This window comes from Streptomyces mirabilis, from assembly GCF_039503195.1.
Lineage (GTDB): Bacteria > Actinomycetota > Actinomycetes > Streptomycetales > Streptomycetaceae > Streptomyces > Streptomyces mirabilis_D.
The window spans coordinates 3,461,452-3,482,678 of sequence record NZ_JBCJKP010000001.1 but is presented as its reverse complement, the minus strand read 5'-3'; the positions used below and the strand labels follow the sequence as shown (position 1 = coordinate 3,482,678).

The window sequence follows — 21,227 nt, the reverse complement described above, 5'->3', positions numbered from 1 at the left end:
TTAGCGTGGGGGCATGGACGACAGCAGGGATGACACCGAAGGTGTCGACGGCGTCTCCGGGTCCGCCGCCCGTGCCGCGCGGGATCTTCGGGTCGCGTTCAACCGGCTGCGCCGGCGGATCCGGGAGGTCGCCGAGACGCAGGGTGAGGCGCAGGACCTCACCCCCTCCCAGGTGTCCGCGCTCACGTTGGTGAGCAAGAGCGGCGCCGCGACGGCCAGTGGACTTGCGGCCTCCGAGGGGGTGCGCCCGCAGTCGATGGCCGCCACGCTCGCCGCGCTCGACCAGTACGGGCTGATCGAGCGCAACCCCGACCCCGGGGACGGCCGACGGCAGCTGGTCACGCTCACCGACGCGGGGCGCGAGCGCATCGAGGGCACCCGTCAGGCCCGTGCGGAGTGGCTGGCCCGGGCCTTCGAGGACCGCTGCACGGAGGCCGAGCGGCAGACCGTCATCGAGGCCATGGCCGTACTGGACCGGCTCACCCGGCCGTGATGCCCAAGATATCCGGACTCGCTCGCTCCGACCGGCCCTCGCGCCCTCGCCCCGCGGACTCCTTCGACCGGCGGCTGATCGCCCCGATGGTCCTCGGGTCCGTGCTGAACCCCATCAACTCCGCCATGATCGCGGTGGCGTTGGTGCCGATCGGGGCCGCGCTCGGGGCACCGCCCGCGCAGACGGCCTGGCTGGTCACGGGGCTCTACCTGGCCACCGCCGTGGGGCAGCCCGTCATCGGACGGCTCGTGGACACGTACGGACCTCGTCGTCTCTATCTCATCGGGACGGCGCTCGTGGGGATCGCCGGGCTGCTCGGCGCCCTCGCTCCGAGCCTCGGCGCGCTGGTCGCCGCCCGGGTGCTGCTCGGAGTCGGCACCTCCGCCGCGTACCCCGCCTCCATGAGCCTCACCCGCAGTGAGGCCGAGCGCACCGGGCGGGACAGCCCGGCCGGAGTGCTGACCGCGCTCGCCGTCTCCGCCCAGACCGTCTCCGTCGTCGGCCCCACCCTGGGGGGACTGCTGATCGGCGTGGGTGGCTGGCGCACCATCTTCCTCGTCAACGTGCCGCTGTCGGTGGCCTGTCTGGTCCTCGGTGCGCTGCGGCTGCCGAAGAGTCCGGGCGGGCGGCGGGAGAGGCGGAGCGTCGATCCGCTCGGCATGGCGCTGTTCGCCGGCCTGCTCGCCGCCCTCATGTTCTTCCTGATGAAACCGCGGGCCGACCACTGGTGGCTGCTCGCCCTCGCCGGTGGCGCGGCAACGGCCTTCGCGCTGAGGGAGGTTCGCGTCGCGGAGCCGTTCATCGATCTGCGGGTGCTCGGCGGCAACGTCCCCATGCTGGCGACCTTCCTGCGTCAATTCCTCAGCTTCACGACGGCGTACGCGTTCCTGTACGGCTTCACGCAGTGGCTGGAGGAGGGGCGGGACCTGTCCGCCGCCAGCACCGGACTCGTACTGCTGCCCCTGTCGCTCAGCGCGCTGGCCGTCTCCGCCGTCACCGGGCGCCGTGAGGCGATCCGGGGCAAGCTCGTCGTGGGCGGTCTGGTGCAGATCGCCGGGTGTGCCGCGCTGTTGGGCGCGAACTCCGGCAGCGCGATCTGGCTGCTCGGCACCGTCGGGATCGTCATGGGCATCCCGCAGGGACTCAACGGCCTCGCCAACCAGAACGCCCTCTACCGGCAGGCCGACCCCGCCCGCATGGGCTCCGCGGCCGGCCTCCTGCGCACCTTCATGTACCTCGGCGCGATGGTCGCCTCCGCCGCCGACGCGGCCGTCTTCCCCCATGGCGCCGACACCGGGGGCCTGCACGACCTGGCCCTCTTCATGCTCGCCGGAGCCACGCTGCTCCTGGCGGTGACCCTGCTCGACCGATCCCTGCGCTCCCTCGCGCCCTCCACCCCCCGAAAGGCCTGACCATGGCTGTCACCACGCTCGACCCGAAGACCGCGCTCGTCGTCATCGACCTGCAGAACGGCATCGCCGGAAACCCCGGCCTCGCCCCGCACCCGGCCGCCGAGGTCGTGGAGCGGGCGGCCCGGCTCGCGGACGCGTTCCGTGAGCAGAGCCTCCCCGTCGTCCTCGTCCGGGTCACCGCCGCCGCCCACGGCGCGGACGGCGTCCCCGGGCGCATCGACGGCCCCGCCCGCGCCCCCCGTGTCTGGCCGGAGGGCTGGGACGTCCTCGTCGACGAGCTCGCCGGTCACCCGGAGGACATCGTCGTCACCAAGCGGAACTGGGGCGCGTTCTACGGCACCGACCTCGACCTGCAGCTGCGTCGCCGCGGGATCACCCAGATCGTGCTGGTCGGCATCGCCACCAGCATCGGCGTCGAGTCCAGTGCCCGCGCCGCCCACGAGCACGGATACCACGTCACCCTGGCGACCGACGCGATGTCCGACATCGACGCCGACACCCACCGCAACAGCGTCGAGCGGATCTTCCCCCGTCTCGGTGAGACGGGTACGACGGACGAGATCCTGGAAGTGCTGGCCAAGACCCACGCCTGAGCCGCGCGTCGGGTGAACCGTCGTCGGGGTGAACCGTAGTCGGGAGTCGGGGTGAGCTGTAGCCGGGGTCAGTGGCGGCGGTTGCCCTCCGGCTCCTCCAACTCCCGCACCAGCCCCCGCGCCACCGGCACGGCCACCCCGTGCCGGTCCGCGGCCCGCAGCAACGCGCCGCCGATCGCGTCCAGTTCGAGCGGACGGCCCGCCTCGGCGTCGCGCTGCATGGAGGACTTGGTGTCCGGCGGGAAGGCGTCGTAGCGGGCGAGGGCCACGGCCGGGTCCGCCGGGGCGCCGCACGCCCGGCTGACGGCGGCCGTCTCCGCCACCAGGGCCGTCAACTCCTCGCGGTGGCGCGTACGGACCTCGCCCAGCGGTACCCCGTAACGGGTCGTCAGCAGCGCGAACGGCGCGAGGAACGACATCTTCGCCCACAGCGTCGCCGCCTCGTCGTCCAGCACGCGGACGGCGGGGCCGGCCGACCCCAACACCCCGGCCAGCGCCTCAAGTCGGCCGCGCGGCACGCTCTCCCCGGTCAGGTCGATCTCGGCGAAGGGGCTGCCGTGTTCGATGACCCCGGGTGCGGTCCGGGTCGACTCGACGCGGATGACGGCGGGGGCGACACGGGCGGCGCCGTAGCGGGCGCGCAGCGTCGCGGGGTGTTCGACACCGTTCAGGAACGGGACCAGCAGGCCGTCGCCGAGCACTTCCGGCCGTACCCGCTCCAGGGCCGCGTCCAGCGCCGTGTGCTTGACGGTGATCAGGCAGGCGTCGACCGGTTCGCGCAGTTCGGTGTCGGCCTCCACCGCCGCCGTGAAGTCCCCGAACCGGCCGCTGCGGACGCGGATGCCGTCCGTGCGCAGCGCCCGCGCCGTTTCGTCCCCGGCCAGACAGATCACCCGGTGTCCGGCCCGGGCCACCAGCGCCGCCAGCAGCCCGCCGACGCCGCCCGGGCCCAGTACGGCCACGGTCGACCGTTCCTCGGTCCGTTCGTCCGCCTGTTCCTTCGACTGGTCCTTCGTCATGGCTGTTCGATCCTCTCGTCGGTCGGCCCCGGAAGGTGGCCGCCTCGACGTAGATCATCCCGCTGCGGCAACAGGACCGACGCCCCGGGTTCCCACAGGTGTGCGCGAGACTGGACGCATGTGCCGCAGCATCAAGACACTCCGCCCGCCCGTGCTCCCCGAAGAGGCCACCGAGGAGGAGATCCGGGCCGCCGCCCTCCAGTACGTCCGCAAGGTGTCCGGATTCCGCGCCCCGGCCGCCCACAACCGTGAGGTGTTCGACCGAGCGGTCGAGGCGATCGCCGCCGCCACGGCCGAACTGCTGGACGGCCTGGAGGTAAGGGGAGCCGCTCAGCCGCAGCGCGCCGGATAGCACCCCGCGCGTCCGCAGGTCTGTGCGTCCGCAGGTCTGCGCGTCCGCGGGTCCGCAGGTCCGTGGGTCAGGCGCCGGTGGCCGACTCCTGGGGTTCGGGACGGCGCATCAGGTACGCCGCGCCCGCCCCCGCGCCGAACAGCGCCAGGAACGACACCCCGGTCGCGAACCAGCTCGCGCCCAGCCACTGGCCGCCGAAGTAGCCGAGGGCGACGCTGTAGGCGGCCCAGGCCAGGCCCGCCACGATCGACCACGGCAGGAACTCGCGGACCCGGCGGTGGGCCGCGCCCGCGCCGAGTGAGACGACGGAGCGTCCGGCGGGCGCGAAGCGGGCGAGGACGACCAGCGCGCCCCGGGCGCCGCCGCCGCGCGCGAGGACCGCGCCGAGGCGTTCCTGCGCGCTGGACAGCCGGCGCGAGCGGGCTATGGCCCGGTCCAGGCGTTCGCCGCCGCGCCAGGCCAGCCGGTAGGCCACCAGGTCGCCGAGGACCGAGGCGGTGGCCGCGGAGAGGGTGAGCGCCAGGATGTTGGGGACCGCCTGCCCGACGGCGGCCCCCGCGGAGGAGCCCGCCGCCGCTGCCGTGGCCGCCGTGATGACGAGGACGCCGCTCGGCAGGACCGGCAGGAAGACGTCCAGCAGGACCGAGACGGCCACCGCCGCGTAGATCCATGGGCTGCCCGTCAGCGGCCCCACACTCTCCAACACCGAAACTCCCCTGTACTCCCCCGTTGGCACGACCTCGCCGCTACGTCGCGGGGGAGCGGCAGGCGGCCTGTGACAGCCATACAGCGTACGCGGCGGGTGTGACAGGAGGGTCACTGGGGGTTCATGTGCTCCTCCCGGCGGGAGCGAGTCCGGCCGCGGCGGGCGGGGTCTGCCGGCACCTCGCGGACCCGGCTCACGCTGGAGAGGGCGGTACGGGACGGCCTGAGAAAGCGCGGTACGGTCCGGCGCCCACCTCCGGGTGAGGGGAGGTGGGCGCCGGGCCGGGTGGCGTCCGGGTCAGGCCGCGACGGGCTCCGAGGCACGCTCGTCCGCACGGGACGCGGCGGTGCGCCCGGCGAAGAGACGGTCGAGGCCGAGCGCGCCGGAGCCGGTGAAGACCAGCAGCAGCATGGTCCAGCAGAACAGCACGGAGAGCTCGCCGCCGTTCTGGATCGGCCACAGGGCCATCGACTGGTGCACGTCGAAGTACGCGTACGCCATCGAGCCCGACGCGATGAACGCCGCGCCGCGGGTGCCGAGGCCCAGCAGCACCAGGGCGCCGCCGACGAGCTGGATCACGGCCGCGTACCAGCCCGGCCAGGTGCCGGACGGGATGGAGCCGCCGTCGGTGCCGGCCGCGCCGCCGAGCACACCGAAGAGTGAGGCGGCGCCGTGCACGGCGAAGAGCAGGCCCATGACGATGCGGAACAGGCCGATGGCGTACGGCTGAGCGCTGTTGAGGCGGTCGGTCATGTGGGGGACTCCTTCGGTCTGGTCCGGCCCGTGGGGGAACCGGATCCTGGGGGCGGAACCGAGTGAGTCACCAACGTTAGGTGAACCTAATCAATGCTTGCAAGTTCAACATTTAGCCATGCTCCGGGTTCCGCTTGGGCTTCCGTTTCCGCTGTCGCCGCACGTAGCGCGGCTCGCGCCACCGCGTCGGCGTCCGAAAGCGTGACCGAATCCACACCCGGCCGGGCCCCGGCCGCGGTCACCCAGTGCACGCCCTCCGTGGGCACTCCGAAGGCGAACCGCTTTGCGTGCGTGCGACCTTGACGGTCAATCAGACGGTAGGGGCGCGGTGATACGTCCAGCCCTCCGGTTTCGTAACCGTCGCTCGTGTGCGGGCGGCACGCGCCCGTCCTGAGCAGCCGGGTGAGCAGCTCGTCGCCCGTCCGCCGGAGGTCCGGTTCCGGCAGTCGCGCCTCTATCAGCGTCGTCGCGCGCACGGTCGAACCCGGCACGTCGGGGGAGTGCGCGACCCACGCCCCGTCCTCGGCCCGCACCTCCAGCCGGGGGCCCAGCACGTCCAGGACACCCGCCTCGATCAGCGCGGCCATCTCCTCGACGCGGCGGCGGGGCGGCCCGATGGAGAGGAAGGCGTTGAGCGGTGTGTACCAGCGGTCCAGGTGGTCACGCCGGGAGCCGCCCGGCAGGCCCCCGTGGTCCACGATCCGCCGCACCTCGTTGCGCAGGTCGCGCAGGACGTCCAGGGCGGCCTTCAGGGGGCCGTCGACGTTCCCGAGCGCGGCCTGCTCGGCGTCCTCGCGCAGATGCGCCAGCAGCCAGGAGCGCCAGGCGCCGGGCGTGGCGAAGTCGCGGCCGGCGTACGGGCGCGAAACGCGGTCCCAGCACCAACGCTCGCCCTCCGGGACGCCGAACTCGTCGAGGACGCCGACCTCTTGAGGGCTCCGGTGCGGGGTGGCGAGGAAACGGTCCCTGAACTCCAGCAGCCTCGGACGCTCCCACCGCCCGGCGCACACCCCCTCGTAGTAGACCGTCTCCACCTCCTTGGCGATCAGCGGCCATATCTCGCCCAGGAAGTCCGGCGCCTCACCGGAGTCGGCGCGCTTGCGGAAGCCGGCGATGACCTCGTCGGTGAGGACGAGGGGGAGGTGGCGGCCGTAGGGGCCTTTCGCGTTGTCCCCGCGGGCCTGGTACGGGACACCGCGGCGCGAGCCCGCGTACAGACGGGGCTCGCGGCCGGAGGGGAGGTAGCGCAGGCCCTCGGCGGTGCGGGTGAAACGGCCGCCGCGGCCCGTCGTGAGCAGGGCCATGTGGTCGAAGAAGTTGAGACCGAGCCCGCGCAGCAGGACGCCTTCGCCGGGCGCGAGGGCGACGGCGGAGAGGTCGACGTCCGCCGGGTTGGCGGGCGGGATGTGGCGCAGGCCGTGCCGTTCGGCGTACGCCGTGAGGTCGCGTTGGGCGCGGTCCGGGGCCGCCGGCAGATGGCCCTGGGCGAGGACGACCGCGGACAGTTCCGGCAGGGCGCGCCCGTTGTCGAGGGTGAGGGTCTGCCGGCCGTCGGGGTCGTCGTCGAGCCGTACCGCGCGCGCGGGGTGCACCTCGACGCGCACGCCGGGCGGCGCCCCGCGCACCACCTCGGCGAACACCCACTCCAGGTAGCGACCGTAGTGCGCGCGGGTCGGGTAGTCGTCCGGGCCCAGCTCGCCGCCCGCCCAGATGTGCAGGCTCGGCCCGGGGCGGACCGGACCCGAGCAGTCCACGCTGTCGTCGGTGAAGAGGGTCACCTGCGAGGCCACGGTGTTCATCAGCAGATGCGGCGACTGCGCGGTGCGCCAGACGCGGCCGGGGCCCGGCGGCGACGGGTCGACCATGTGGACCGTCAGCCGCGCTCCGGGCGGGAGCAGCTCCGGCGCGGAGGCGCACAGGCGTTCAAGGACGCTGGTGCCCCGCGGTCCCGCGCCGACGACGGCGAGGGACACATCGACGGCAGGGGTGGTCCCGGACCCGGAGGGCGTGGCGCTCACTGCAGACAAAGGTGTGACTCCCGGGCATGGAGGGCGCATGACGGCGAACCGCCTGCTGGGAGCTCCACGGGAAGGTCCCCTGGAAGCGGACGGTCCGCCTCATCATGCCGTCGGCGAGAACCCGAACCGAGCCCCGCGCGGGGGGATCGCCGCCCGCTGTGGGATGCGTCACGGGTATCTCACGCGGCCCTCACGCACCTCTCGCACGGCCATCACGCTTGCTTCACAAGCGTGTTGTGAACGACAGGGGACGGTGGAGGACGACAGAAGACGACAAGGGGCGGCAGGGGACGACAAGGGACGGCAGAGGACGTCCGTGGGCGACAGTGCATGACCGCGCGCGACCTGGAGGCTCACGAAGCGATCTCGGACTCCGTGACCGTCCGCAGCCGGGCGGCGCCCCCGCCCTTCCCCGCCCGCGCCTGTTCCAGCCGCAGCCGGGCCGAACGTCCGTGCAGGGTCAGGGTCATGAGCTGGTTGCCGAACCAAGGGCCGCCCGTCTTGCGCCAGTCGACGGGCGGCCGGTCGCACTTGCCGTGCCGGGCGAACCGGCGCCCGATCGCCCGGCCGACCGCGCTCCACCCGAAGCGGAAGCCGAGCCTTATGGACAGGGGGATGGAGTTGTGGACGGGGGAGCAGGTCAGCTGGAGGACGCGGGCGTCGGGGGAACGGGGGGAGGGTGTCCCAGGGGTCCCGGAAGGCCACTGGGGCTCGGCGATGTAGGCGTGGTGGACGTCTCCGGACAGCACGGACACCGTCGCCGGGGCGTCCGGTCCGGAACCGGCCTCGGCGATCAGCCCCGCGAGCGCGGCGAAGGACGCGGGGAAGGCCGCCCAGTGCTCGAGGTCGGCCCGGCGGCGCAGCCTCTCCCCGAACCGGGCCCAGCGCGCGCCCCGTTCACCCCGGCACAGGGCGGCGTCCCACGCCTCGGCGTCGTGCACGAGGTGGGGGAGCAGCCAGGGCAGTGAGGTGCCGATCAGGAGGTGGTCGCAGGAGCCCGGCGCGTCCAGCGCCTGCTCGCGCAGCCACCGCTCCTCGCCCGCGTCCAGCATCGCCCGCCGGTCCTCGGCCAGCACGCGGGCCGCCCGGGTGTCCACCATCAGCAGCCGTACGCGGCCGAAGTCGCGGCGGTAGCTCCAGCGGGCGGAGGCCGGGTCGGCGTCGGACTGGGCGGCGAAGGCGCTCAGCACGTCGGTGCCGTCGGGGGTCTCGCGGACGGCGGCGTACAGGGCGTCCTCGGCGAGTTCGCGCGGTGAGAGGTTGCCGAGGTGCTGGTGGACCCAGTACGACATCAGTCCGCTCAGCAGCCGCTCGCGCCACCACGCCGTGGCCCGCATGTCGGCGAGCCAGGAGGCGCTGGTGTTCCAGTCGTCGATGACGTCGTGGTCGTCGAAGATCATGCAGCTCGGCACGGTCGACAGCAGCCAGCGCACTTCCGGGTCGAGCCAGGATTCGTAGTAGAGGCGGGTGTACTCCTCGTAGTCCGCGACCTGGTCGCCCGGGGGGTCCGCGAGGTTGCGGCGGGCGGCGAGCCAGCGCTGGGTGGCCTTCGAGGTCTCGTCGGCGTACACCTGGTCGCCCAACAGGATCAGGACGTCCGGCCGTTCGCTCCCGGGCTCGCCCGCGATACGGGCCGCGAGTGTGTCCAGCGCGTCGGGCCCGACCGGGTCCTTCTCGTCGGCGGGCGGCGCGGCCCAGCGGCAGGAGCCGAAGGTGACACGGACGGCGTCCTCCTCGCCCGGGGTGCGGACGACGGAGGGCGGGAAGGGGGAGCCGGGCAGCGGCCAGACACCGACGCCGTCCAGCACTACCTCGTAGGCGGTGTCCGTGCCCGGGGTCAGACCGCTCACCGGCACCAACGCGTAGTGGTGCCCGGCGACTTGGAAGGTGCGGGCCGAGCCGCGGGCGCCGTCGGCGCAGCGCACCTCGGCGGTGCACGGACGGCTCGCCTCGACCCAGAAGGTCGCGGACGAGCCGTCGACGTACCTCAACAGCGGTCCCAGGCGCAGCTCCGCCAAGGTGATCACCCCTCTCCGTCGCCCCGTACGGTACGGAACGACGGAGAGGAGCGGGGAGGTTCCGGGAACTGCGCCGGTTTCCGTGGGGGGAGGGGACCGGTGGGGATCCGTGGGGGGAGAGGTGCGGGGGATCAGCAGCCGCTGAGGACCGAGCTGAGCTTGCTCTTCTCCGCCGAGTCGACCTTGAGGTTGTAGTAGTACTTCACCTGGACCCAGGCGCGGACGTAGGTGCAGGCGTAGGAGTTGAGCGGGGGCATCCACTCGGCCGGGTCCTGGTCGCTCTTCTGCTGGTTCACGTTGTCCGTGACGGCGATGAGCTGCGGACGGGTCACGTCGTTGGCGAAGGCCTGGCGCTGGGCCGTGGTCCAGGCGCTGGCGCCGGAGTCCCAGGCCTCGGCGAGCGGGACGAGGTGGTCGATGTCCAGGTCGGAGGCGGCGGTCCAGGTGGCGCCGTCGTAGACCGAGTACCAGGTGCCGCTGGTGGCGGTGCAGGCGGAGTCGGTGACGACGTTCGAACCGTCGCGCTTGAGGACGTACTCACGGGTGTTGCAGGTGCCGCTGATGGTGATCCAGGTGGGGAACAGGTCCCGGCTGTAGCCGGTGCGGTTCTCCGCCGCCACGGTGAGCGAGGCGAGGTAGGTGCGCGCGGTGGCGGCGCTGACCGGGGTGGGGAGCGCGGCGGAGGCGGTCGGGCCGTTGAAAATCCCGACCATGGCTATCAGGCCGGTGAAGGCCGCGAGTATGCTCAGCCGTCGACGCGCGTAGACCTTTGGCATGCGAACTCCCTTGAGGTGGGGGGACGTTGGGGGCGAGCGGGCCCATGCTCGCGGTGGCGCATTTCCGGAAGGTGTGAGGCAGGTAAGAAACTAGTGACGTGCGCATGACATGCCAAGGGCTTCCGGGTAATCGGTTTCTGTGGATCGGGGAAGGTGGGCTCCGAGGGCGCGGCGGTGTGGCCGGCCCCGGGGGGCTCGGGACCTTTGGCCCTGTCCGGCTCGTTTCGTCATCCCGTACGATGGGTGGCGCAGAAGGGGAGTAGCTCTTCGCCGGACCGTCGACATACTGCTCAGCTCGTCTGAGCCGGCGCCCGGAGGCAGACCGTCACGGTCGGCCAGCGAGACCTTCGGCAGAGCAGTGCACTGTCCGCGCGTACGTCCTCGTGCGGACGCCGATGTGTGCTGCCGTGCCGAGGTGTCGCGTAGCAGTCACAGCACTCTCGGTGGGGCAGCCCCGACCGATTGAGGGATTTTGATCAGCATCACCGTGATGGCGCTCGTCTTCGGCGTCGTCTTCCTCGCCGAGCTGCCGGACAAGACCGCGCTCGCCGGGCTCGTCCTCGGCACTCGCTATCGCGCCTCGTACGTCTTCGCGGGCGTCGCCACCGCCTTCGCCGTGCACGTCGTGCTCGCCGTCGCCGCGGGCAGTGCGCTGACCCTGCTGCCGCAGCGGATCGTGCACGCGATCACGGGTGTGCTGTTCCTCGCCGGTGCCGCCGTGCTGCTCCTGAAGAAGGGCGAGGGCGAGGAGGAGATCCGCGATCCCGCGAACCAGAGTTTCTGGAAGGTCTCGGGGGCGGGCTTCATGCTCATCCTGGTCGCCGAGTTCGGTGACCTCACGCAGATCATGACGGCGAACCTCGCGGCCCGCTACGACGACCCGCTCTCGGTCGGTCTCGGTGCGGTGCTCGCGCTCTGGGCGGTGGCCGGACTCGGCATCGTCGGCGGCAAGGCCCTGATGAAGCGGGTTCCGCTGGAGCTCATCACCAAGGTCGCGGCCATGCTCATGCTGGCGCTGGGGGTCTGGAGTCTGTACGAGGCGGTGGCGGCCTGAGCCACTGGCGCCCCGCTCGTCGGGGTGTCGCCGCAGGGCCCGACGCTCGTCCGTCGGGGTGCCGTCGAAGGGTCCGGCGCTCGCCCTGGTCGGAGGTGGTGGCGCCGGCCCCTCTCGTTTTGTATCGTAGAGAAACAAAGTGGCTCCCGTCCGCACTCCCTGACCGGCGGGCGGGGCCGCCTTGTCCCCCGGGGGACCCGGTGCTGATCCAAGGGACGCCCCCGGCCCCTTCCCCCATGCTCTGGAGCCTGCCGATGACGGCCACCACCGTTCTGACCGCCCGCGCCCTCCTGCTCGACATGGACGGCACCCTCGTCAACTCGGACGCCGTGGTCGAGCGCTGCTGGCGCCGCTGGGCCGAGCGGCACGGTCTGGACGGGGACGAGGTCATGAAGGTCGTCCACGGGCGGCAGGGGTACGCGTCGATGGCGGTGCTGCTGCCGAACCGGCCCATGGAGCAGAACTACGCCGACAACGCGCGCATGCTCGCCGAGGAGACCGCGGACATGGACGGGGTCGTCGCGATTGCGGGTGCCGCGGAGTTTCTTGCCTCGCTGGAGGGTGTGCCGCACGCCCTTGTCACCTCCGCGGATGTGGGGCTGTCCACGGCGCGGATGGCTGCCGCCGGGCTGGGGCTGCCGGATGTGCGGGTCACCGCGGAGTCCGTCGGTGCGAGCAAGCCTGATCCGGAGGGTTTTCTGAAGGGTGCTGCCGAGTTGGGTGTGGCGCCTGAGGACTGTGTGGTCTTCGAGGACTCGGGGGCCGGGATTTCTGCTGGGCGGGGGGCCGGGATGCGGGTGGTCGGGGTGGGGGCCCGGGCCGGCTTTCATCGGCCGGATGTCGTCGTGCGTGATCTGACACAGGTGCGGGTGGAGGTTGTCGGGGGCGGGACGATACGCCTGCACGTCGGCTGACACCCGTTTTCCCCGCCCCCGCCGCCCCTGCCCTCCCCCAAGCTCTCGGCTTCGCTCGAGCAGGGGGACCCCCATCATCCTCGACCTGGGGGCTCCGCCCCCAGACCCCCCGGTGGGTTCGTCGGCTGCGGGCCGGTGGGGGCCGATCGCGCAGTTCCCCGCGCCCCTGAGGGGCCGGGGCTGCGCCCCAGGCCCCCATCGGTCTCAACGGCCTCGTCCTCAAACACCGGACGGACTGCAAGGCGCGCGCCAGCGCTCTCAAGGGGCGCGAGGGATGCGGGGCGAAGCCCCCGCCTCAGGGGCGCGGGGAACTGCGCGAGCAACCCCCGCCGGGCCGCAGCCGGCGTATCCACCGAACCCCTACGGCGTCCGTGTCTCGCCCTCCAGGCTCGCCCGCGTCGCCGCTCCGTACACCCCGGACTTGTCGTCCGTGATGCCACGGGCCCACTGGTAGCGGCGTACCGCGTCCTCGACCTGGCCGGAGTACGTGCCGTCGGCCCGGCCGGTGTAGAGGGACAACTGGCGCAGGCGCAGTTGGAGTTCGGTGACCTCGGGGCCCTGGTCGCCGCGGCGCAGGGTCTGGGCGGGCTGATCGCCCGTGGAGCCCTGGCCCGGCGCCAACGAGGCAGCCGCGGTGGGCGTGGGTGTGGGTGCAGGTGACTGCGCGGGGGCGGGCGGCTGTGATCGCGTCGCCGACGCCGACGCCGAGCGTGTCGGACTTCCGCTGGGTGAGGGGGGTGCCGTGGTCGTGGGGGACGTGGTGCCTTCGGGGGCCGACTCCGAGCTCGATCGCGGCGACGGGGACGGCGGCGTCGACGGCGGCGTCGGTGACGGGTCCGGGACGCTCGCCCGTACGTCGTCCGGCAGCGCCCTGTCCCGTGCGGGGGCGTCGTAGGAGAACAGCCCGCTCGCGAACCCCGCCGCCGCCACGACCGCCACCGCGGCCCCGGTCACGGCCAGCAGAGCCGTACGCCGTCGGCGCCGGGGAGGTTCCTCCGAGAGGGGGAGTGGGGCTGGTTCCGGCGGTGGGTACGGGGTCTCGTTCGCGGAGTAGACGTGTTGTACGGCGGTGAGGGCCTCCGACGGCACCGTACGCAGGCGCATGGTGGCGGGGGCGGACTCGTCCGCCGTCAGGTCCACGTACGGGCGGATGCGCAGGGGATCGAAGTCCTCCGCCGCTGCCGCCTCCGCGGTGCGCGCGTCGCGCAGGGCGTCGGACGCGCGCCGCGTGCAGGCGCAGGACGGGGTGCCGTCCGGCGTCCGTGGCGCGGCGCACTCGGGGCAGACATGCCCGTTCGGTTCAGTCACGCGTTGGGTCCCTCCCCCTGAGACTCGCCCCCTCGGAACTCCCGAGGTTAGTCACATCCACCACACCTTCTCCCAGGAGCCCCCGGAATCCCGCCTTCCGCACCCGTTACAAGCTTCAACAGGCCATAACCCGCCATACCGACCACCATGGAGGGTGACCCAGACCCCAGGGGCTCATGGGAGGTCCGCATGACGGGCGAGAAACCCGGTGATGTGCACGATCCGGACGCACCGCCGCAGGACCCCCCGTACGGTGTGAACGAGTCGGCCGTGCGGAGGCGCTCGGCGGCCGCCGTCGACGCCAAGGAGGCGCCGGTGCACGGCAGCGTCGTCGTCTCGATCGGCGCGCTGCTGCTCGGCATGCTGCTGGCGGCCCTCGACCAGACGATCGTGTCGACCGCGCTGCCCACCATCGTCAGCGACCTGGGCGGGCTCGAACATCTGTCGTGGGTGGTCACCGCGTATCTGCTCGCGTCGACCGCGGCCACTCCGCTGTGGGGCAAACTCGGCGACCAGTATGGCCGGAAGAAGCTGTTCCAGGCCGCGATCGTGATCTTCCTCGTCGGGTCCGCACTGTGCGGAATGGCACAGAACATGGGCGAGTTGATCGGCTTCCGGGCCCTTCAGGGCCTCGGTGGCGGTGGGCTCATCGTGCTGTCCATGGCGATCGTCGGCGACATCGTCTCGCCGCGCGAACGGGGCAAGTACCAGGGGCTGTTCGGGGCCGTCTTCGGTGCGACGAGCGTGCTGGGGCCGCTGCTCGGCGGGCTGTTCACCGAGCACCTCAGCTGGCGCTGGGTCTTCTACGTCAACCTGCCCGTCGGCGTGGTCGCGCTCATCGTGATCGCGGCGGTCCTGCACATCCCGAGGAAGTCCGCCCAGCACGTCATCGACTACCTCGGCACGTTCCTCATCGCCGCGGTCGCCACCTGTCTCGTTCTCGTGGCCTCGCTCGGCGGCACCACCTGGGGGTGGAGCTCGCCGCAGATCATCGGTCTCGCGGTGCTCGGTGTCCTGCTCGCCGTGGCCTTCGTGGCGGTGGAGCAGCGGGCGGCCGAACCCGTCCTGCCCCTGAGGCTCTTCCGCATCCGCACCTTCTCCCTCTCCGCCGTCATCAGCTTCATCGTCGGTTTCGCGATGTTCGGCGCGATGACCTATCTGCCGACCTTCCTCCAGGTCGTCCGGGGCGTGAGCCCCACCCTGTCCGGCGTGTACATGCTGCCCATGGTGTTCGGGCTGCTGCTGTCCTCGACCGTCTCCGGGCAGATCGTCAGCCGTACCGGACGCTGGAAGGTCTTCCCCATCGCGGGCACCGGTGTCACGGCGCTCGGTCTGCTCCTGCTCCACAAGCTCGACGAGCACAGCAGCACCGGCGAGATGAGCGTGTACTTCCTCGTCTTCGGCCTGGGCCTCGGCCTGGTCATGCAGGTCCTGGTCCTGATCGTGCAGAACGCGGTCTCGTACGAGGATCTGGGCGTCGCCACCTCCGGCGCCACCTTCTTCCGCTCCATCGGCGCCTCGTTCGGCGTGGCCATCTTCGGCACCGTCTTCGCGAGCCGCCTCGGCGACAACCTGGTGGCGGTGCTGAGCGGAAGGCAACTGCCCGCCGGCATCACGCCGAACAGTCTCAAGGCCGACCCGAAGGGCATCGCCGACCTGCCGTCCGCGCTCCGCCAGCCCGTCCTGCACGCGTACGCCTCGTCGATCACCGACGTCTTCCTGTACGCCGCCCCGGTCGCCCTGCTCGGCTTCGTCCTGGCCTGGTTCCTGCGCGAGGACAAGCTGCGGGGTTCGGTCACGGCACCCGACATCACCGAGACGCTCGCCACCAATCCGGTGGAGCGGTCGTCGTACGACGAGGTGTGCCGCGCGCTGTCCGTGCTCGGCACCCGGGAGGGTCAGCGGGAGATCTACGAGAAGATCACCGAGCGGGCGGGGTACGACCTGCTGCCCGCCGCGAGCTGGCTGCTGCTGCGCATCAAGAAGTACGGCTGGGCGGAGCCCGCGCTGCTGGCCGAGCGCAGCACCGTACCGCTGCCCGTCGTACTGGCCGCGGCCCGGCAGTTGGAGGAGTGCCGCCTCGCCGCCCGCGAAGGGCTCGACCTCGTCCTCACGGACGAAGGCCGCGAGGTCGCCGGGAAGCTGGCCACGGCCCGTGAGGAGTCCCTGGCGGAGCTGCTCGGCGACTGGTGGGGCCCGGACCGCCCGACCGATCTGACCCAGCTGGTCAAGGAGCTGAACGGCGAGCTGTGCGGGTCCGACGCGGAGCGGCCGCACGACGGGACGGTGCCGCGTACGCATCCGCGCGAGACACCGGCGTGAGTCCTCCGTCGGCCTTCAGGGCGTCAGCTTCTTCGTGAACCAGTGGTCGGCGTAGGTCTCGTCGTTGTGCGGCTCGGTCTCCTCGTAGCCGTGCCGCGCGTACAGGGCGCGTGCCTCCACCAGGTCACCCCGGGTGTCGAGGATCAGCCGCTCGGCGCCCAGGCCGCGCGCCGCCTCCTCGGCCGCCGTGAGCAGCAGCGCCGCGCCGCCCCGTCCGCGCAACCGCTCGCGCACGAACACGCGCTTCAGCTCACCCGTCGTGGCGTCGAGCATCCGCACCCCGGCCATGCCGCCGGGGTCGCCCCCGTAGCGCGCGACCAGCAGCACCCCGCCGGGCGCCTGGAACTCGGCACCCGGGGTCGCCGCGATCTCCCGCTCCAGTTCCTCGGGGTCGGTCGGGTGCCCCTCGTGCAGCAGGTACCAGCGGTCGCTGACCTCCGTGTAGTACGCGCGCCACAGTGCCGCGGCGACGGACGAGTCGAAGGGCTCGGGGGCGATGGTCCAGTTCATGGCGGTCATTGTCGGGAGGCGCGGCCCCTGGTTCGCAAGCGGATTTCGGCGGGGCGCCGGTGAGGGATTCGTTTGAGTGCGGGGTTCCGGGCAACCCGGTCCTCGAACCGGCCCGTCGGGTCGAGAACCCCGGAAGGCACCCATGTCCACAGGCCTCATCATCGCTTTGATCGTGATCGTGGCGGTCGCCGTCGTCGCGGCCGCGCTGATCCTTTTGGCCCGCAGGCCGCAGGGCGGGCGCACACTGCGGCGGCGCTTCGGGCCGGAGTACGACCGGGCCGTCGCCCAGCACGACGGCGACGCCAGGGCCGCCGAGCGTGACCTCGCCGAGCGGGTGAAGCGACACGGCTCGCTGCGTGAACGGCCGCTGGAGCCCGCGGCCCGCGACGAGTACGCGGCCCGCTGGGGGGCCGTTCAGGAGCGCTTCGTCGACTCCCCCAGGAGGCGGTGGCCGAGGCGGACCGGCTGGTCGCCGAGCTGGCCGGCGCACGCGGCTTCCCCGACGGCGAGCGCTACGAGGAGCAGCTCGACGCGCTCTCCGTCCACCACGGACACCATCTGCACGGCTACCGGCGCGTCCACCAGGCCACGTACGCCCCCACCGCGGGCGCCGACGGCGGCACGGAGGAACTCCGCGCGTCCATGGTGGAGGCCCGCGCCCTCTTCGAGGAGCTGCTGGCCCCGGTTCGCGAGGACGCCCGCCAGGACACCGCCCCCGCCGCGGCATCCGTCCCGGACGAGCGTTCCCACCGAGCCCATGTTCCGTCGGTACTGACCAGGCGTCACGTGAAGGGGAGTTGAGGAAGTGAAGAAGATGACTTCGGACAACGGCAATGAGAACACTCCGCGTCGTGAGGCGATGACGGGTCGCGGCGACGTCGACCCCCTCGTCCACCGGCACGCCCAGGACGCCCGGGCGACCGGCCCCGGCACCCCCGCCGACCCGGCCGTCCGCGACCCCGGCGAGGCCCCCGGCGGGGTCGAGGCCCCCGGCGGGACGGGGTCCCGCGAGACCGCGAACCCGTTCCGTTCGACGGCCGACGACACGCGGACCGTGCCCGCCGACGATCGCGACACCCGCGCAGGACAGGGCGCCGACATGCGGGCCGGGCAACAGAAAGCCATGCGCGCCATGCAGCCGGATTCCGCCCGCGCCGGGCAGGGCGGTGACCCCACCGGCGCCGGGCAGCCGGAATCCAGGCGCGACGAGGAGGCGGAGTTCGCCCGCGGTGGAGCGCGGGGTGAACCCACACGTGCCGGGCAGCAGGAATCGGCCCGTGCCGGGCAGGGCGGTCCCACCTCCGCGGGGCAGCGCGGTACCGGTCCGCAGGGGGAAGGCGACGGGACGTTGCTGTCGCACGACGAGTGCGACAAGTACTCGTTGCGGATGCAGCACGCCGTCGGTGGGTTCGTGGACGGCCCGCGGGCGGCCGTCGAGGAGGCGGACCACGTCCTGGAGGAGCTGACCACCGAGTTCACGGACGCCATGACCCGGCGCCGCCGCACCCTGCGGACGACCTGGCAGGCGGCCGGTGAGAGCGACACGGCCGACACGGAGAAGCTGCGGCTCGCCCTGCGCGACTACCGCGAGGTGACCGAGCGACTCCTGCACCTGTAGGCGACCGAGCGACTCCTGCACCTGTCAGGAGGCCGAACCGTCGAGTGCCACCGTGAGGCCGCGTCCCGGACCATGTTCCGGGGCGCGGCCTCACCCGTCGACGGGGTCATCCGGCCCGGCGCTCGCGCCACTCCCGGACGATCTCGTCCACGTCGTACGGCTTGAGGCCGAGGGGAGGTCCCGGCGGCGGCTTGAACATGACCTCGCGGATCTTGGTGTTGATGTCCTCGACGATCCGGCGCACGACACGCTCGGAGGGCGCCACCGAGGCCGCCGCGAGCGCGTCCTCGGCCTCCTTGCGCAGGGCCAGCGTCGGCGGCAGCACCGACAGCCCCTCGCGGGCCATCTTCCGCTTGATCCACCACAGTTCGTCGTACGGCGTGTCGGTCACGCCGGGCATCGGCCTGCCCGCACCGGGCAGGTCCGCGAACTCGCCGCGGGCCTCCGCCTCACGGATCTGTCGGTCGACCCAGGTCTCGAAGCTGACCCCGGGTGGCTTCCGTTCGGTCATGCGTCCATTGTGCCGTACGACACACGATCGGACGATCGGGAGATTTATCATGCGGCGGCGGCGCGTCAACCACACCCGGTACCAGGAGGGTTGAAGCGCCGCGGACCGGATGAACGCTGGAACTCGAAGGAGCGCACGTGCTCGAACTCACCATGGCCTCGGTCACCGGGGCGGACGCTGGCGCGACGGCCGGAATGCTGATGGCCGACGCGCCGAGCGACCCCGGAGCCGTGCTGCGGGTGGGCCGGGACCGGGCCGTGTGCCGGCTCGCGACCCCCGACGACTGGCTGTTCGTCTCCCGGGTCCACCTGGAGTTCCTGTGCGGCCCGGACGGTACCTGGCAGGTCACCTGGCTGCACGGGTCACGCCCGGAGCCCTCCGCCGAGGTACGGCTGACGCTGGCCGGACTGCCGACCCAGGCCGTCCCGTACGGCGGAACGGCGAAGCTCCCCGCGGGCGGTTCGGGAGAGATCGTCATCCTCGACCGCACAGGACCGCACAGCGTGAACGTGGGTTTCTACCACGAGACCTGAGCCCGCCGGAGGGGGGAAGCGGGCGTCAGGCCAGCACGCGCGCCAGCGCGAACCCGTCGTACCCCTTGCTGCCCACCGTCTGGATCGCCGTACCGCTCAACTTCGGGTGGGCGGCGATCAGTTCGAGGGCGGCCCGGGTGCCCCGCACGCTCGGTTCGGCGCTGCCCGCCTCGGTGACCCGCCCGCTGCGCACGACGTTGTCGACGACGATCAGGCTGCCGGGGCGGGTGAGCTTGAGGGCCCACTCGACGTAGTGCGGGTTGTTCACCTTGTCGGCGTCGATGAACACGAAGTCGAACGGCTCCGGGTTCTCCTCGGCCAGCTTCGGCAGCGACTCCAGCGCGGGGCCCACCCGCACCTCGGTGATCTTGTCGAGGCCCGCGCGGGCGAGGTTGCGGCGGGCGACCTCGGCGTGCGTGGCGTCGTACTCGAAGGTGATCAGCCTGCCGTCGGCCGGGAGCGCGCGGCCCAGCCAGATGGTGCTGTAGCCGCCGAGGGTGCCGATCTCCAGGATGCGGCGGGCGCCCTGGATCTCGGCGAGCAGCTGGAGCAGCTTGCCCTGGTTCGGCGCGACGGCGATCTGCGGCAGCCCCGCGGCGTCGCTGTCGCGCAGGGCCGCCGTCAGGGTCTCGTCGGCGGGGGCGAGGAGGGTGGCGAAGTAGTCGTCGACTTCGTTCCAGAGCTGCGACTCGCTCATGAACCATGCCTTTCGTATGCCTAGTTAGATGTCCTAACTAGTCCCGCGACCCAACCTACACGGCGGGCGCGGAGCCCGGCAGCGGGCGACCCGCGGACTCGGTCATGAACCACACCGCCACGCCACCGACGACGGCCGCGGCCATCATGTAGTAGGCGGGCATCATCATGTTCCCGGTCGCCCCGATGAGCGCCGTGGTCACCAGCGGGGTCGTACCGCCGAAGAGCGAGACGGAGACGTTGAAACCGATGGACAGCGAGCCGTAGCGGACCTTGGTCGGGAAGAGCGCCGGGAGTGCGGCGGGCATCGCGGAGGTGAAGCAGACCAGCAGCAGGCCCAGCGCGCCCATGCCGAGCGCGACCGCGAGCAGACTGCCCTGGCGGATCAGCAGGAGCGCCGGTACGGACAGGGCGAGGAAGCCGACGCAGCCCGCGGCGATCACCGGGCGGCGGCCGATCCGGTCGGTCAGCGCGCCCGCGAAGGGCTGGACGATCATCATCAGCGCCATCACGCCGAGGACGACCAGCAGGCCGTGCGTCTCGTCGTACTTCAGCTCGCTCGTCAGATAGCTCGGCATGTACGACAGCAGCATGTAGTCGGTGACGTTGAAGACCAGCACCAGGCCGACGCAGAGCAGCAGCGCGCGCCACTGGCCCGCGACCATGTCGCGCAGCCGCACCTTGGGGCGGTCCGCCTCCTTCTTGGAGGCCTTCGCCAGTTCCGCCGCGAACGCCGGGGTCTCCTCCAGGCGCATCCGCAGATACAGGCCGATGATCCCCATCGGGCCCGCGATCAGGAACGGCACGCGCCAGCCCCAGGACAGCAGGTCCTCGGTGGACAGGAAGGCGGTCATGAGGGTGACCAGGCCGGCGCCGCCGATGTATCCGGCGAGGGTGCCGAACTCCAGCCAGCTCCCGAAGAAGCCGCGCTTCTTGTCGGGCGCGTACTCGGCGATGAAGGTGGAGGCGCCCGCGTACTCGCCGCCGGTGGAGAAGCCCTGGACGAGCCGGGCCGCGAGCAGCAGCAGGGGAGCGCCGACGCCGATCGTGGCGTACGACGGGATCAGGCCGATCGCGAAGGTGCCCGCCGCCATCATGATCATGGTGAGGGCGAGGACCTTCTGGCGGCCGACGCGGTCGCCGAGCGGGCCGAAGACCATGCCGCCGAGCGGGCGGACGAGGAAGGCCGCGGCGAAGGCGCCGAAAGTGGACAGCAACTGCGCGGTGGGGTTGCCGGAGGGGAAGAAGACCTTGCCCAGCGTCACCGCGATGTAGCTGTAGACACCGAAGTCGAACCACTCCATCGCGTTGCCGAGGGCCGCCGCCTTGACGGCCCGTTTGACCAGGGCCGGATCGGTGACGTAGGCCTCGGGCGGCGCGGGGGTCCGGGGTCGGGGTACGGCGGGGGTGACTGCTGTGGCGGACGGCAAGGGCATGCCCTTCGTAGGGGACGGGGACGTGGCTCACCCGGAAGTGGGCCGAAAAGCGACCATAGGGGCACTCGTCCGCATCACGTGCCGTAGGCAACTCGATGCATAGTGCAAATAAATGCGCCGTACGCAGGGGTGCAGGCCCGGTCGAGCGCCGCTTTTCCGGGGCCTCTCTGTGAGCTAAGTCGCGA

Annotated in this window: 20 protein-coding genes and 1 pseudogene; 10 read left to right on the top strand and 11 right to left on the bottom strand. The window is 72.1% G+C overall.

The annotated features are described in order from the left end of the window. Positions 1 to 13 precede the first annotated feature (13 nt). Genes AAFF41_RS16415 through AAFF41_RS16405 form a run of 3 tightly spaced genes read left to right on the top strand, consistent with a single transcriptional unit; the run spans position 14 to position 2,498 of the window. Positions 14 to 493: a MarR family winged helix-turn-helix transcriptional regulator gene (locus AAFF41_RS16415; RefSeq protein ID WP_319743860.1), complete on the top strand. Its 480-nt coding sequence runs from the start codon at positions 14 to 16 to the stop codon at positions 491 to 493. Next, positions 493 to 1,905 (top strand): MFS transporter, encoded by a 1,413-nt coding sequence (locus AAFF41_RS16410; RefSeq protein ID WP_319743858.1) that lies wholly within the window; start codon positions 493 to 495, stop codon positions 1,903 to 1,905. Before AAFF41_RS16415 ends, AAFF41_RS16410 begins: the two co-directional genes overlap by 1 nt. 2 nt (positions 1,906 to 1,907) lie before the next feature. Further along, complete coding sequence (locus AAFF41_RS16405; protein WP_319743856.1) at positions 1,908 to 2,498, top strand: hydrolase; 591 nt, start codon at positions 1,908 to 1,910, stop codon at positions 2,496 to 2,498. 68 nt (positions 2,499 to 2,566) lie between these two features. On the opposite strand, the gene AAFF41_RS16400 is transcribed toward AAFF41_RS16405, so the two are convergent. Beyond that, complete coding sequence (locus AAFF41_RS16400) at positions 2,567 to 3,517, bottom strand: ketopantoate reductase family protein (RefSeq protein WP_319743854.1); 951 nt, start codon at positions 3,515 to 3,517, stop codon at positions 2,567 to 2,569. Positions 3,518 to 3,635: 118 nt separating this feature from the next. On the opposite strand from AAFF41_RS16400, the gene AAFF41_RS16395 reads away from it, so the two are divergent. Further along, a complete protein-coding gene (locus AAFF41_RS16395; protein ID WP_054230973.1) occupies positions 3,636 to 3,869 on the top strand; it encodes a DUF2277 domain-containing protein in 234 nt (77 codons plus the stop codon). Positions 3,870 to 3,936: 67 nt separating this feature from the next. Here AAFF41_RS16395 and AAFF41_RS16390 read toward each other — a convergent pair whose 3' ends face one another. The 5 genes from AAFF41_RS16390 to AAFF41_RS16370 all read right to left on the bottom strand — a co-directional run bounded on the left by AAFF41_RS16390 (position 3,937) and on the right by AAFF41_RS16370 (position 10,140). Next, entirely contained in the window at positions 3,937 to 4,575 is a 639-nt protein-coding gene (locus tag AAFF41_RS16390; protein ID WP_319743852.1) for a DedA family protein, read from the bottom strand. 297 nt (positions 4,576 to 4,872) lie between these two features. Then, positions 4,873 to 5,328, bottom strand: coding sequence for a DoxX family protein (locus AAFF41_RS16385; RefSeq protein WP_319743850.1), 456 nt, complete (start codon positions 5,326 to 5,328; stop codon positions 4,873 to 4,875). A gap of 86 nt (positions 5,329 to 5,414) precedes the next feature. Further along, positions 5,415 to 7,385 (bottom strand): FAD/NAD(P)-binding protein, encoded by a 1,971-nt coding sequence (locus tag AAFF41_RS16380; RefSeq protein WP_343324126.1) that lies wholly within the window; start codon positions 7,383 to 7,385, stop codon positions 5,415 to 5,417. 314 nt (positions 7,386 to 7,699) lie between these two features. Continuing rightward, on the bottom strand, positions 7,700 to 9,364 hold the full coding sequence (locus tag AAFF41_RS16375; RefSeq protein WP_343326300.1) for an alkaline phosphatase D family protein: 1,665 nt from the start codon (positions 9,362 to 9,364) through the stop codon (positions 7,700 to 7,702). A gap of 131 nt (positions 9,365 to 9,495) precedes the next feature. Further along, a complete protein-coding gene (locus AAFF41_RS16370; RefSeq protein ID WP_343324125.1) occupies positions 9,496 to 10,140 on the bottom strand; it encodes an HNH endonuclease family protein in 645 nt (214 codons plus the stop codon). A gap of 472 nt (positions 10,141 to 10,612) precedes the next feature. Here AAFF41_RS16370 and AAFF41_RS16365 point away from each other — a divergent pair, with 472 nt between their 5' ends. Next, positions 10,613 to 11,194 (top strand): TMEM165/GDT1 family protein, encoded by a 582-nt coding sequence (locus AAFF41_RS16365; RefSeq protein WP_319743844.1) that lies wholly within the window; start codon positions 10,613 to 10,615, stop codon positions 11,192 to 11,194. 254 nt (positions 11,195 to 11,448) lie between these two features. Beyond that, entirely contained in the window at positions 11,449 to 12,108 is a 660-nt protein-coding gene (locus AAFF41_RS16360; RefSeq protein ID WP_319743842.1) for an HAD family hydrolase, read from the top strand. A gap of 360 nt (positions 12,109 to 12,468) precedes the next feature. On the opposite strand, the gene AAFF41_RS16355 is transcribed toward AAFF41_RS16360, so the two are convergent. Continuing rightward, entirely contained in the window at positions 12,469 to 13,416 is a 948-nt protein-coding gene (locus AAFF41_RS16355; protein WP_343324124.1) for a peptidoglycan-binding domain-containing protein, read from the bottom strand. A gap of 360 nt (positions 13,417 to 13,776) precedes the next feature. Here AAFF41_RS16355 and AAFF41_RS16350 point away from each other — a divergent pair, with 360 nt between their 5' ends. Next, positions 13,777 to 15,738 (top strand): MDR family MFS transporter, encoded by a 1,962-nt coding sequence (locus AAFF41_RS16350; RefSeq protein ID WP_343326299.1) that lies wholly within the window; start codon positions 13,777 to 13,779, stop codon positions 15,736 to 15,738. 15 nt (positions 15,739 to 15,753) lie between these two features. Here AAFF41_RS16350 and AAFF41_RS16345 read toward each other — a convergent pair whose 3' ends face one another. Continuing rightward, complete coding sequence (locus tag AAFF41_RS16345; RefSeq protein WP_319743839.1) at positions 15,754 to 16,257, bottom strand: GNAT family N-acetyltransferase; 504 nt, start codon at positions 16,255 to 16,257, stop codon at positions 15,754 to 15,756. A gap of 133 nt (positions 16,258 to 16,390) precedes the next feature. On the opposite strand from AAFF41_RS16345, the pseudogene AAFF41_RS16340 reads away from it, so the two are divergent. Together AAFF41_RS16340 and AAFF41_RS16335 are read left to right on the top strand one after the other, a co-directional pair. Next, a pseudogene (locus AAFF41_RS16340) lies at positions 16,391 to 17,049 on the top strand (hypothetical protein). 4 nt (positions 17,050 to 17,053) lie between these two features. Then, positions 17,054 to 17,866: a hypothetical protein gene (locus AAFF41_RS16335; protein ID WP_388405569.1), complete on the top strand. Its 813-nt coding sequence runs from the start codon at positions 17,054 to 17,056 to the stop codon at positions 17,864 to 17,866. A 106-nt stretch (positions 17,867 to 17,972) separates the two neighbouring features. Here the strand turns inward: AAFF41_RS16335 and AAFF41_RS16330 are convergent, their stop codons facing one another. Then, on the bottom strand, positions 17,973 to 18,377 hold the full coding sequence (locus AAFF41_RS16330) for a DnaJ family domain-containing protein (protein ID WP_054230964.1): 405 nt from the start codon (positions 18,375 to 18,377) through the stop codon (positions 17,973 to 17,975). A 137-nt stretch (positions 18,378 to 18,514) separates the two neighbouring features. On the opposite strand from AAFF41_RS16330, the gene AAFF41_RS16325 reads away from it, so the two are divergent. Beyond that, complete coding sequence (locus AAFF41_RS16325) at positions 18,515 to 18,910, top strand: FHA domain-containing protein (RefSeq protein ID WP_054230963.1); 396 nt, start codon at positions 18,515 to 18,517, stop codon at positions 18,908 to 18,910. A 25-nt stretch (positions 18,911 to 18,935) separates the two neighbouring features. On the opposite strand, the gene AAFF41_RS16320 is transcribed toward AAFF41_RS16325, so the two are convergent. Both AAFF41_RS16320 and proP read right to left on the bottom strand, forming a co-directional pair. Further along, positions 18,936 to 19,607: an O-methyltransferase gene (locus AAFF41_RS16320; protein ID WP_143613229.1), complete on the bottom strand. Its 672-nt coding sequence runs from the start codon at positions 19,605 to 19,607 to the stop codon at positions 18,936 to 18,938. 55 nt (positions 19,608 to 19,662) lie between these two features. Then, a complete protein-coding gene (proP, locus tag AAFF41_RS16315) occupies positions 19,663 to 21,042 on the bottom strand; it encodes a glycine betaine/L-proline transporter ProP (protein WP_373559476.1) in 1,380 nt (459 codons plus the stop codon). Positions 21,043 to 21,227: the final 185 nt, after the last annotated feature.